The sequence below is a fragment of the Bradyrhizobium zhanjiangense genome, from assembly GCF_004114935.1.
Lineage (GTDB): Bacteria > Pseudomonadota > Alphaproteobacteria > Rhizobiales > Xanthobacteraceae > Bradyrhizobium > Bradyrhizobium zhanjiangense.
In genome coordinates this window covers 1085020-1097339 of the sequence record NZ_CP022221.1, presented here as the reverse complement: position 1 = coordinate 1097339, position 12320 = coordinate 1085020, and the positions used below count along the sequence as shown (strand labels likewise).

At 61.2% G+C, this 12320-nt stretch carries 7 protein-coding genes and 2 pseudogenes; 2 read left to right on the top strand and 7 right to left on the bottom strand.

What is annotated here, in order from left to right; translation table 11 throughout:
- Positions 1–613 precede the first annotated feature (613 nt).
- On the top strand, positions 614–2065 hold the full coding sequence (locus tag XH85_RS46085) for a phosphatase PAP2 family protein (RefSeq protein WP_128931019.1): 1452 nt from the start codon (positions 614–616) through the stop codon (positions 2063–2065).
- 530 nt (positions 2066–2595) lie between these two features.
- On the opposite strand, the gene XH85_RS05155 is transcribed toward XH85_RS46085, so the two are convergent.
- From XH85_RS05155 to XH85_RS05130, 6 genes and pseudogenes are all read right to left on the bottom strand, one after another.
- Positions 2596–4188 carry an ABC transporter substrate-binding protein gene (locus XH85_RS05155; protein WP_208758087.1) on the bottom strand — a complete coding sequence of 531 codons (1593 nt, stop codon included), beginning with the start codon at positions 4186–4188 and terminating at the stop codon, positions 2596–2598.
- 292 nt (positions 4189–4480) lie between these two features.
- A complete protein-coding gene (locus XH85_RS05150; RefSeq protein ID WP_128931018.1) occupies positions 4481–4828 on the bottom strand; it encodes a DUF3088 domain-containing protein in 348 nt (115 codons plus the stop codon).
- Positions 4829–5081: 253 nt separating this feature from the next.
- Positions 5082–6142: pseudogene (locus XH85_RS05145) on the bottom strand (LLM class flavin-dependent oxidoreductase).
- Positions 6139–7361 (bottom strand): annotated as a pseudogene (locus tag XH85_RS05140) (acyl-CoA dehydrogenase family protein). The pseudogenes XH85_RS05145 and XH85_RS05140 overlap by 4 nt, the downstream one beginning before the upstream one ends.
- 73 nt (positions 7362–7434) lie before the next feature.
- A complete protein-coding gene (locus XH85_RS05135; protein ID WP_128931017.1) occupies positions 7435–7755 on the bottom strand; it encodes a 4Fe-4S dicluster domain-containing protein in 321 nt (106 codons plus the stop codon).
- Positions 7752–9380 (bottom strand): FAD-dependent oxidoreductase, encoded by a 1629-nt coding sequence (locus XH85_RS05130; RefSeq protein WP_208758086.1) that lies wholly within the window; start codon positions 9378–9380, stop codon positions 7752–7754. Before XH85_RS05130 ends, XH85_RS05135 begins: the two co-directional genes overlap by 4 nt.
- 106 nt (positions 9381–9486) lie before the next feature.
- On the opposite strand from XH85_RS05130, the gene XH85_RS05125 reads away from it, so the two are divergent.
- A complete protein-coding gene (locus tag XH85_RS05125) occupies positions 9487–9729 on the top strand; it encodes a hypothetical protein (RefSeq protein ID WP_128931016.1) in 243 nt (80 codons plus the stop codon).
- Between the two features lie 974 nt (positions 9730–10703).
- Here XH85_RS05125 and XH85_RS05115 read toward each other — a convergent pair.
- Positions 10704–12029: an O-acetylhomoserine aminocarboxypropyltransferase/cysteine synthase family protein gene (locus tag XH85_RS05115; protein ID WP_128931015.1), complete on the bottom strand. Its 1326-nt coding sequence runs from the start codon at positions 12027–12029 to the stop codon at positions 10704–10706.
- Positions 12030–12320: the final 291 nt, after the last annotated feature.

Below are 12320 nucleotides of genomic sequence, written 5' to 3'. Positions count from 1 at the left end.
ACTCAGCCGCGCAGCCAGACCACACGCCGGTTGTAGACGGTCACAGGCCTGCTGAGCAGCAACGCAATGATCGTGATGTCGTCCGCCCCGATCTGCTGGCTGAAAGTTGCTTTGCGGCGCGCACGAGCAATTCGCTCTCTCGAAACTCGCTTCCCAAGAACAACTGCAATATGACCGAACAATCTTTGGTATATGAATTCAGTGTCTCGCATGAGCGCGCATGTTAGCGTTTGCGCCATGATGCCAGGTGGAGCATCTCCCTCATATCGGTGCGCGCATGACACATCAAAAACAAACCAACTCCAACGCCTCGAGCACTACGACAACGACGATCAGCGGCAACACCGACGAACAGCGACGAAAATTCATCGGCTTGGTTGGGGGTGCGGCGCTGCTCCCCGTCGCGAGCCTCCCTGCGCTTGCCAGCGCAGACGACAAGCCGTTGTCTATTGCGAGCGAAGGGCCGGAATCCAGCAACGAGGCGTTTCGCGAGCGCGCCTTCAAGGTCCGTGTTGCCGCGGCACAGGCCAATCGCGATACGCCCATTTTGCCGCACCCGACCAATGGCGATGAGGCGCGCTATGCCAACTATATCGGCTCCGACACGCGTGGCTTGCCGCATGACGCCCGCGGCGAGGTGGATCCGGCGGCGTTCAAGGCGTCTCTCAAGGCCTATGCATCTGGCGATCCCGCCCTGTTCGAAGCGATCCCGCTCGGCGGCATTCGCAAGCAGCTCAACCCAATCGGCACGCTTGCCGTCAGTCTCGAAGGATTGAACCCGGCCCAGTTTGCTATCCCTGCCGCGCCGGCACTCGATAGTCCGACGCGCGCGGCCGACGCAGTCGAGCTTTACTGGCAATCACTGCTGCGCGACCTGCCCTTTACTGCTTTTTCGGACGACACCGACAACAAGGATGTGCTTGCCGCGGTCGACGAGCTCAACAAGCTGTCCGGTTTCAATGGTCCCCGTGCTAATGGACGCGTCACACCGCAGACGTTGTTTCGGGGAACGGCGCTTTATCTGGACAAATCGGATCCTTCAGGTCGCACCGGACGCTACGTGATCCCCCCGGGCACGCTCGACGGTCCCTATATCTCGCAATTTGCTCTGCGAGATGCGCCGCACGGTGCTCAGTACATTCCGGCTCAAATTCGCACCGTGACACCCGAGAGCAACTTCCTGACCGACTACGATGAATGGCTGACGGTGCAGAACGGAAAGCTCTCGGGCAAAGCCGCGAAGTACGATTCGGCGCTGCGCTTCATTGCCACGGGCCGTGACCTCGCCGAATACGTCCACAACAACTCGGCGACGTTCTGGGCCGCGGCGCTGTTGCTCGGCACTGGCGCGGACAAGACGAACCCGAGCTATGGCGGCTTCGGGATTCCACTGGCATCGAACAACCCATATCTGAAGTCGAAGACGCAGACCGGAGCCTCGAGCACGTTCGCCCTGCCTTATATTCAGGGCCTCCTGCCCTATGCCGCGTCGCGGGCGATCCGCGTCGCTTATTGGCATAAGTTCTTCATCCACCGGACACTGCGCCCAGAAGCCTATGGCGGCCTGATTCACCATCGCGTCACCGGCAAGGCCGACTATCCCGTCCACGCGGATGCCCTCAACTCGCAGGCGCTGGCACGCAGCGTCGCGAAATTCGGCACGCACCTGCTCGCCCATGTCTATCCGGAAGGTGCGCCGATCCATTCGACCTATCCAGGCGGCGCCTCGCAGATCGCCGCGGCGTCCGTAACGATACTGAAGGCATTCTTTGACGAGAATGCCGTGGTGCCGAACCCGGTGCAGCCGGATCCGAAAGATCCAACCAAACTCGTTCCCTATAATGGGCCGCCGCTGACAGTCGGCGGCGAACTCAACAAGCTCGCCTGGAACTACGGGGTGGGTCGCGACTGGGCGGGCATCCACTTCCGATCGGACTTCTCTTCTTCCCTGGCACTCGGCGAAGAGTTCGCCATCAGCATTTTGCGCGACGAGCGGCTGACATTCCGCGAGCCCTTTGAAGGGTTCAGCTTCACGCGATTCGATGGCACCAAGGTCACGGTCTAGGACCTGACATCCGCTTGTAGCCGGTGGAGGAGCAACAGGACTGGAGCGCGGCCGCGAAGTGATCGCGCTCTAGGCAGCCGCGACGGGCGGTAGGCCGCAGGCGGGCACCGTTCGGTTTTGACGGCGCGCGCCGAGGGACGGCAAATGCCTGGTCGGTCGCCAACACCCTGCCCTGAATTGGCACCGGCAAGAAAGGAGAGCCGCGAGGATGCGGCTCTCTCCTGCTGGTCAAGCGACCGGTTGGCCCACAACCACGGCCGGCTCAAGCACCGGTGGCAGCTTGCCCGTCCCAGCCAGCAACCGCACGGCACGCGCGGGTCATGGCCTGCTTCTTGAGGTCCGCAATTTGCCGTGCTGGTTATCGCCGGCACCATACCGCACCGCCTCACCGATAAGCTTCTTGCTGACGTGCCCGAGATAGCTCGTCGCGGATGGCTCCAGTAGCGGCTCATGTCATGGGGCATGGCCTGCGTCAGCGCATCTGCAATCGCCTGCCATCACGCCGAGCTGATCGTAAACCAGGCGCGGGCTCAGCCGCGCAGCCAGACATTGGCGAAATTGCCCTGCACGCCAGCGCTATCGGTGGTGTGACCGACGACGCGCTTGTTGTAGACCGTCACGGGCTTGCTGAGCATCAACGGAAGGACTGGCAGCTCGTTGGCCACTATCTCCTGGAAGCGGTCGATCGACACTTTGCGCCTGGTCACATCCGCCTCCACGGCAATCTCGGCAAAGAGCCTGTCGATCTCCGGATTGGAGTAGTGGCTCGCATTGGTGAACGCGACGCCCTTGCGGTAGTTGTCGCTGGTGTAAAAGCGTTGCAATCCGACCGTTGGATCGAACATGTTCGTGAACGGATGGAACGTGAAGTCAAAGTCACGGTCGGTATAGACACGCTTGAGATAGCTCGGAAAGTCCTGCCCGCGGACAGTCACGTCGATCCCGACCGCAGCAAGCGCGCTCTTGAGCGCCTCGCCGCTGCGCTTGAAATTCTCGCCGAACGGCTGGAAGTCGTGCGTGAGAGCAAAGCGCCACCGCCCCTTCAGGGGGAAGCCGGCCTCGTCCAGCAATCGCGCTGCCGCCTTCGGATCGTAGGTATAGGTCGGCACCTTGGAATTGTAGAAGCGTTTCAGGGTCGGACTGACGATACTCACAGTCCGCTCTCCGAGACCGTACCAGGCCACATTAAGGATGACTGCTGGATCAACGGCATGAGCGATCGCTTTGCGAACCTGGACGTTCCTGAGGATGGGGTGATCGAGGTTGAACTCGATGCCATACAGCGTCGGCGAGTATTCGTAGCCGCGCGTCTCCAGACCCAGATGCGGTATCTTTTGGAAGCGCTCAAGATCCAGCGGCGAAACCGGCGTCGATCCACCGAGGTCGAGTTCGCCGGTCTCGAACGCAACGGCGCGCGCCGCTCCGTCCGGGATGACACGGACCAGCAGCGCCTCGAGATAGGGTTTTGGACTGTCCCAATAATTCGGGTTGCGGACATAGCTGACATAATTGCCCAGGACCCATTCCTTGAAGACGAAGGGACCTGTTCCGATCGGCGCGCGGTTGTTGGGATTCTGGAGCGGGTCGCCCTTGCCCTCATAGACGTGTCGCGGAACGATCGGCGACTCCCCGGCCGCGAGCGCATAGAGCAGGTACGGCGCCGGCCTGGACAGCTTTAGCACCACCGTGTGCTCGTCGACGGCCGTCGCCTCGAGCAAGTTTGCAAACGTGGTGCGGCCGCGCGGATGCGCCGACTTCAACAGACCCACGGAATAGACGACGTCCGCTGAAGTAAAGGCCTGCCCGTCGTGCCATTTCACGTTCCGGCGCAGCTCGAAACGATATTGCAGGCCATCCTCGCTGACGCTCCAGCCCGTTGCAAGTTGAGGCTTGGGATTGAGATCGAAGTCGTAGGCCAAAAGCCCTTCGACGACTTTGGTGCTGGCTTGAATTGCCGGCCCTTCCGTCGTGTTGAAGCATACGAGGGTGGTCGGCTCGGGGTGAATGACGAAAGACAGCCGTCCTCCGGTACGAGGAGCTGCCTCCTGGGCTTGCGTGGACGTCGAGACCGCAAACGCAGCTGCGGTTCCAGCAACGAAGTCGCGCCGGGACATCACTGTCATGAGCTGACGCCGCGGCCTTGGATTATCGTAATGCACTGTCTTCCTTTCCTTGATATCGATCCTGGCCGCCACCCTTGAGGCCAGCCTCATGCGCTCGGAAACGAACGAATAGACTGTCGCGTGAGACGCACGATCCAGACCGCCATCCGATCGCGAGCTCACGTGACAGCCGTTCTGATCGACAGCCCCGCCCCGCATGTAGGGCCGCCGGTTCAGAACTCTCCCCCAGGAGATCCAGTCCCTGGCTGCTTTCCTCCGTTACCGCCTTTGCAACGGCGACCTCCATCCCGACCTACTGATGGACATATGGAAAGGTGTAGCGATCGGCGAGATAGCGGAGTATTCGCTCCGTTGAGTCGATGAACCGCCGGCCATTTGCGACATCCGCATCGTCGGGTACTGGACGGGTCTGATCGAAGACGAGAACCGGAAGCGATTGATGCTCCTTTCCGAGAATTTCGACGATTTCAGCCCTGGGTCGCGCGAATGACAGACGATGCACCTCAATCTGCGTTGCCAGCCCCGGAAACGATGCCAGCAAGCCTTCGATCGCGTTGCAATGCGGGCAGACAAAGAACCGACCCGGATGGGCCGGATCTTCAAATCCTGGCTTCAACAGGAAGAGGCGATCTCCACTCATCACCATTCTCCGAGATATCCGGCAGCAAACCTGCGATAATCGCACCGAGGGTCTACGAAATTCGGTTGGGCTGGCTTGGCCGATTTCGTCTCATCGTGCGCAACACATCATATCGCCGGATCGTAAGTGCGAATGATCCTCAGTCAATGAAATGGAAGGAGCGTTGTTTTCGCTGATTTGTACTGACCGCTTCGCGTGCCGGGCCCACTTGAGAACGATCATCATCCTTCGGCTGCGACTGCTTCAGTCTCAGTCACGCTGCCCTTGCCTGGAGGTACCGCACGCGCGGAATTACATGCTCGGCAAAGCGCCGCATGTTCTCGTCGACAGGCTGGAACTGAAGCATGAAAAGCTCGACGCCGATTTCATTGAATTCGAGAATGCGACGCGCCACCGTGTCATAGCTCCCGACGAGGCGGGCGGAGGACCCGCCATTCGTTCCTGCCCTTGCCTCCTTGGCCGCTGTCTTGAACATCTGCGCATCGGGGTCGGCGTTGGCGACGAGGCGAGCGCGGGCCGGCTTGTCCTGCTCCGAGATCTTGAACAATTCGGCGAGCTCGCTCCGAGCTTCCGCGTCGGTTTCTCGCGCGATCACGAAGGCGGACATGCCGAAGCGTATCGGCGCGCCCCGTCGCGGTCTTCGCGCGATGTCCTGGATCAGCGCGCGAATGTCGTCGAGCGGCTGCCCATTCATGAAATAGACGTCGGCAGCATCTGCTGCGAGCGCCCGCGCGGCCTCGGACTCGCCGCCAAGATAGATCGTGGGACGTGATCGAAATTGGTCAGCCGGACGAAGCTGATAGGTCTCGATGCGAAAATGCTCGCCCCGAAAATCCAAACGCCGACCGACGTCAGCCCCTCGACGATCTCAATCCATTCACGCCCATAGGCATAACGATCATCGTGATCGGGAAAGCCGATCCCAGCGCGCTCCAGCTCCGGCCGGTACCAGGCATTGACGAGATTGATGGCGAACCGGCCTTCGCTAATATTCTCGATCTGAAGCGCCATCTTCGCGAGGACGACCGGGTGCACTAGCAGTGGCTCGATCGCCGAAATCAGCTCGATCTTGTTCGTGACGGCGGCCAATGCCGCTGCGCCGGTCCAATTCTCCAGCAGATCCTGATCGTCACCGCTTGGATGAACGATATGCTGCGCGAGAAGCGTCGAGTCATATCCGAGCGCCTCGGCATCGCGGATCTGACGGCGAATGCGCCGCCACGATGCGTCCGGCGGGTCGAGAGGATGGTGCCGCGAGGCCCAACTGCCGTGGGTCAGCGCCCATACGCCAAATCGCAAAGCGGACACTGTCATGGCGTCCCAACGCGGTATTGCCCCGGCGGAGGCGTTCCATTAACGGCGAAATCGCCGACGATACGATCGCGGTAGACGCGCGGATTGTGCGTCACGATGGTCCTGGCATTCCGCCAATAACGATCGAGCGCCAGGTTTTTCGCCGTCGACGAGGCCCCGAGTGCATCGAAGATGATCGTCGTCGCCTCCAGAACAAGGTCTGAAACGACAGTCACGGCCTGATCGAGCTCGACCTCGGCGATCGTAACCGCGGCAGCCGTCTGATCCGGATCGCCCGCCAACTGCGCCTCATGCGCGCGCTGCAGCGCTTCGGCCACCTTCAAGACGATGGCACTTGCCGAATACGCATTTCCGCGCACTCTCCCGATCACCTGGAGGATCTGCGGGTCGGCTGCGGCGCGGTCCGCATTTCCGTGGCTAAAGACCCGCGTGCGCTTCCTGACCAGCTCCGCCACGTCGTTGGCCGCCGCCCGGGCGATACCGGCGAGCGTTGCTAGATGAACGAGCTGATAGAATGAATTGGAATATTTGAAACGCTCCTTGACGGGGATGACCTGATTGCCCTCCACCGGAACGTCCGTGAATAAGCTGGTTCCGTTTGCGGTCAGGGCTGGCCGAAGCCATCCCAGTCGTCGAGGACCTCGACACCCGGCGCATGGCGCGAGACGACCACGCCGACGGGATCACCATTCTCATGCTGGGCGGCAATATTGATCCAGTCGGCGAACAGCGTCCCCGTCGTGTAATACTTCTTGCCGTTCAGCACCAATTGACCGCCCTTGCTCGACACCGTCGTCGAGAGGGCCTGCAATTTGGTGTCGCCGACTTCGCTGTGCCCGTTCCCGAAGAACGCCTTTTCGCCGATCCGGCGCAGCCATAATTCGCGGCGCTTTCGATCGGGCGAATTGACGACGTCCTCAGTGAAACCGAAATGCGATCGAATCGCATTCGTGACGTTGGAGTCGGCCTCCGACAACTCGATCAAGAGATTAAAGAGCTCCGGAAGGTTGGCTCCGGCACCGCCGAAATCCCTGGGCACGCGCAGGGCGGTGAAGCCGGCTTCCCGCAGGGCCCTGATCTCGTCGTACGGCAAGCGCCGCTCGATATCGCGTGCAACCGCTCCCCCTCTGATCGACTTGAACAATGGCCGGAACGGCGCGGCGAGCGCCTCATAGCGGGCCGACGGGCCGCTGCCCCAGGCAAGATCGATCTGCGACATGATCATCCTTCTGACACGTTCAACGGCCGGACCTGCCGATGTTGCCGACGAACGATTCACTTGGCGTAAAGCTTCAATGGCCAAACAGCCGGTAGCTCCGATCGGCTGTTCGCAGCTGCCGGCTTTCGTCAGTCCAACCGACCGCACGTCGGTAGCTGCCCAGCAGGGCGGCCTCCTTCAACGCGGCGACATCGACCTCCTGGGGGGCGTCGGCGAACGGCGAGACAAACAATGCGTCCTCGGGGCAATAAAGCTCACACAGGAAGCAGGTCTGACAGTCATTCTGGCGGGCGATTCGGGGAATTCCGTCGGTCTTATCGAAGACGTTGGTCGGACACACGTTGACGCAGATGTCGCAGGCGGTGCACCGCTCGGTATCAATGACTTCGATCACTCTGCGGCCTCCGAGTACTGGGCGAACGCCAGCGGGCGAGCTGAGGTCCAGACCTCGTCGAGCCCTCCGGTCGTCACATAGTGGCGGTAGCGGTCGTCCTGCTCGGGGTAGTCATCGCGACGATGCATTCCCCGGCTTTCCTGACGCGCCAGCGCGCTGCGATACATCCAGCGCGCGGTCGCGAGCATGGCCGCCGCTTCCCGCGCGCGAAGCAGATCCTGTTCGGCGGGCGCACTGGCATCCGCCGCCTCCGACCAGAAGCCATCCAGACGGCGCAGCGACTCGCCCAGCCGCCCTGCCTCGCGGAAATAGTTCAGTTCGTACGGAAACACCTCGCCTTGAACGCCTCGCGCGAGCTTTCCGGCCTGCAGAGGTCTCCCGTTGCCTGAACGGAAGGCAACCGTACCGCGTCGAGATACCTGACGTTTGCTCGTCGCACCCAACTGCCGCGCGAAACCGGCGGCGCCCTGGCCCGCCCAATACCCTGACGACATCGCCCAAGCCGCGTTGTGGCTGCCACCGCCGGTGAAGCCGCCGCAGATCAGTTCACGGGTCGCCGCATCGCCAGCCGCAAAGAGACCGGGAACGGTCGTGGCGCAGTCGTCGTCGACGATCCGCAGGCCGCCAGTGCCGCGGACAGTACCCTCGAGGCGCAGAGTAATCGGAAAGCGCTGCGTGAAGGGATCGATTCCGGTTCGGTCAAAGGGTAAGAAGAAGTTCGGCTGGGACACACGCATGTGCCGCTGCGTCTCGGAGTCGGCCTCATCGAGCTGGGCATACACCGGCCCCCTTCGCAGCGCGCGCGCAATCACCGATCGGCCGCCCTTCGATGAAGCGCCCGGAATGCGGCTGCCCTCCTCGTCGGTGAAACTTGCCCAGCTGTAGAACAAGGTCTTCGTCACAGAGCCGAATGCCGGCGAGATCGCGTAAGCATTCGAGAACTCCATGCTGGTCAAATCCGCTCCGGTTTCGGCGGCCAGGAGATAGCCATCGCCGGTTAGCACGTTCGACCCCAGGGTTTTGCTAAGAAAGGCGCAGCCGCCTGTGGCAATCACCACGGCCTTGGCCTTGACAACCCAACGGTCGCCTCTCTGGCGTCGCAGCCCCGCAGCGCCGGCAACCACGCCGTTCTCGTCGACGAGCAATTCGAGCGCCGGAGCATGGTCCAGGATGGTGACACCGGCCTGCTTTGTCCGTTTGCGCATCAGGCGCATGTATTCGGGGCCCTGAAGCGAATTCCGCTGTGGCTTGCCACCTTCGTCGACCGGATAGGGGTATCCCCAATCAGCGAGCCGGTTACTCTGGGTGAAGGTTCGGTCCAACACGCGCGCCATCCAGCGGCGATCCTGGAGATAGCCACCAAGCTTCTCGCGGCTCGCCATCGCCCCCTCGCGGCGTTCTGGAACGGGATCGACGTACCAGACGCCGGTGCCGGCAGCAGCGGTCGCGCCGGACGTGCCGCAAAACCCTTTATCAGCGAGTACGACGCGCGCGCCATGTTCCGCGGCACTGATCGCGGCCCACGTGCCTGCGGGACCACCGCCGAGCACCAGGACGTCGACGTCCAACACAAGCGATCCTGCCGAGCTCGACAGCTTTTCGGCACGGCTCAATGGGTTCGTCATCGCTCGCCTCCCAATCGATCTCTGCGCGGTCCGACACCCAACGCGCGGGAGGAAAGATCGCGCGAGATGATGCTTCTGGCAATTTCGGATATTTGCGTCGAGATAGATGAAGCTTGCCGCCGCGCCCAACCCCAAAGAAGAAATCGTTCGGCTACCAACTGGTGATCCAACCAGTGGCCGCGAACGCATCATGGGCCGGTCCTCCTTGGGTCATATCAACCGGCATTGGGCGTTCTCGAATGGCTTTCACGGTGACGCATTTCTTGCGACTTCAGTTGTTTTAGACACCGGAGCTCGCATCATGAGCACACTCGGCAGCGCGCACCATGAGCCACTAGACCAAAATTGATTGCGGAAGGAAACGATCCATTCTCGTCATTTCGGGCGGACTGCCGAAACATCGCCGGCGACGATTGGAAGCGGACTGCAGCATCATCTTGTCGAAGAACGCTGTTGCCAAAGCGCTCCCCTCCCTGAGGCACACTTCCCTGAGACACATCGTATCGGCAAACATGCTATTCTCATTTGACTGCGGATATTGACTGGAAGGTCGCGATGGTGGCTCAATCATATGCTTTCATGGAGTTGTCATGCACGCCCCCTCGCCCAAGAGCACGGCAGACACCGGATTGTCGCCGCGCCCGAGCCGCTCAAACGAACGTCCTTGGACCGCGGTCGAGAAGCACAAGCTGCGAGGCATGGTTGATCGAGGCCTGCCGACGAGCAAGATTGCTCGCAATCTCAGACGACCACATGCCTCCGTCGTGGCGATGGCAACGAGCTTAGGGTTGCCGTCCGAAAGCTGAGTTTCTCCTTGCAGGTTGCCGAACCGACTAAGGCCGAACGGATTGGCAACGTCTAGCCGAGATGCGCCACTAGGAATTGTCCGGTCGTGTCCGCGAGTTCAGCGACGACATAGAGAAAAGCTGATGCTTGCTCGACGGTCGCGATGCGCGGCCAATCGCTCAAGCCTGTTGCCTCCAGCGTTGCAGGCTGAATCGGCCCAACGCCTGCACAAACCACAGTGGCCTGACGCGCCAGATAGGGTCGCATGCTGAATCAGATTGGCATCGCCATCGCTGCTGTTCACGACTTCGTTCAGGGCGACCCAGTCCGAGAGCTCGACGAGCTTAACCCTGTTCCTTCTCTTTGGCGAGCTTGGCGGCAAACGACGCCAACTGCCCAACCGGGCCGGCCCTGGTCGCGATTTTCAGAGGCTCGTCGGCGAAAGTCGCGGCAGTGAGCCAAGCCAAAGGCCTGCGGTTGGGCGACGCGAAGGACAACCTCAAAGTCTCAGGTCCATTGCAATTCAGATGATCTATTTCACGCCGCTTTGCGCGCACCGGCACCGGCGTCGGCCGCTTTCAGCGCTTGACTGAGATCCGCCAGGATGTCGTCGGGGTGCTCGATCCCGACCGATAGGCGCACATAGCCGGGCGTGACACCGGCGGCGAGTTGCTCGTCCGCGGTGAGCTGCTGATGCGTTGTCGAGGCCGGATGAATGGCCAGCGACCGCGCATCACCGATATTGGCGACGTGGTAGAACAGTTTCAGCGCATCGATGAAACGTCGACCCGCCTCTACGCCACCTTTCAGCTCGAACCCGACCAAGGCCCCGTAGCCGCCCTTCAGATACGCGTCCGCCCGGCGCTTGTTTTCTCCACTTTGCAAGCCCGGGAAGATGACGTTCGACACCGAAGCATGCTTGGCGAGGAAGTTTGCGACCTTGACGGCGTTCTCGTTGTGCTGCCGGATGCGCAGCGGCAGCGTTTCGAGGCCCTGGATGAATTGGAAGGCATTTTGCGGCGCGATCGATGCGCCAAGATCGCGCAATAGCTTGACGCGGGCTCGAAGGATATAGGCGATCGGGCCGAGCGGCTTCGCGGCCTCCGTCCAGATCGCGCCATGGTAGGCCTCGTCGGGCTTATTCAGAAGCGGGAAGCGTTCGGCATGCACAGCCCAGTCGAAGTTACCGCCGTCAACGATGGCACCACCGATCGCGGTCCCGTGGCCACCGATATACTTCGTCGTCGAGTAGACGACCACTGCGGCACCGTGCTCAAACGGGCGCGCGCTCAAAGGCGCGGCGGTGTTATCGAGGATTAACGGGACACCCAGCGAACGCCCGATGTCGGCAACCTCCCTGATCGGAAATACGTTCAACTTGGGATTGGGGAGCGTCTCGGCGAAATAGGCGCGTGTCTTGGCGTCGGTTGCGCGACGAAAATTCTCAGGATCGGAGGGATCGACGAACCGGACCTCGATGCCGAACTGCTTCAAGGTCTGCGAGAGCAGCGTCCAGGTCCCGCCGTAGAGGTCCGTTGAGGACACGATATTGTCACCGGCTTGCGCAATATTGAAGATCGCGAACGCGGAAGCGGTTTGTCCGGAGGAAACCGCAAGCGCGGCCGCCCCACCCTCCAATGCGGCAAGCCGCGTTTCAAAGGCCTCTTGGGTCGGATTACCGATGCGGGTGTAGATTGGGCCGAGCTGCTCGAGCGCGAACAGGCGGGACGCGTGATCGGTGTTCTCGAATTGGAACGATGTGGTCTGGTAGATCGGAACCGCCACTGCGCCTGTGGCAGGATCAGTCCGATACGATCCGCCGTGAAGCGCCAGCGTTTCGAAATTCCGGGTCTCCCAGGCCATCTGCAACTCCTTCGATCTCTAGAGCACGCTCTATGCGCGGCAAGCCATGCTTGTCGACGAAAATGATGCGGTTGGATTGCCCAGCTGTCGAGCGGGCTCTGAAAATAGCGATGCGCGTGCTGCGTCACAGCGATTTGGCAATTCGATTTTTTCCGACCGTTCGTCGAAATGGAAACAAACTCAGCTGCGCAGAATGGTAGAAGTGGTCGCGCGGATAGGATGTCTCTCGCAATTGACGGCAGGCTTCGTCGACGCCGTCACGCCATCCTTCAGAAGCGCGGTCTGTTCCGG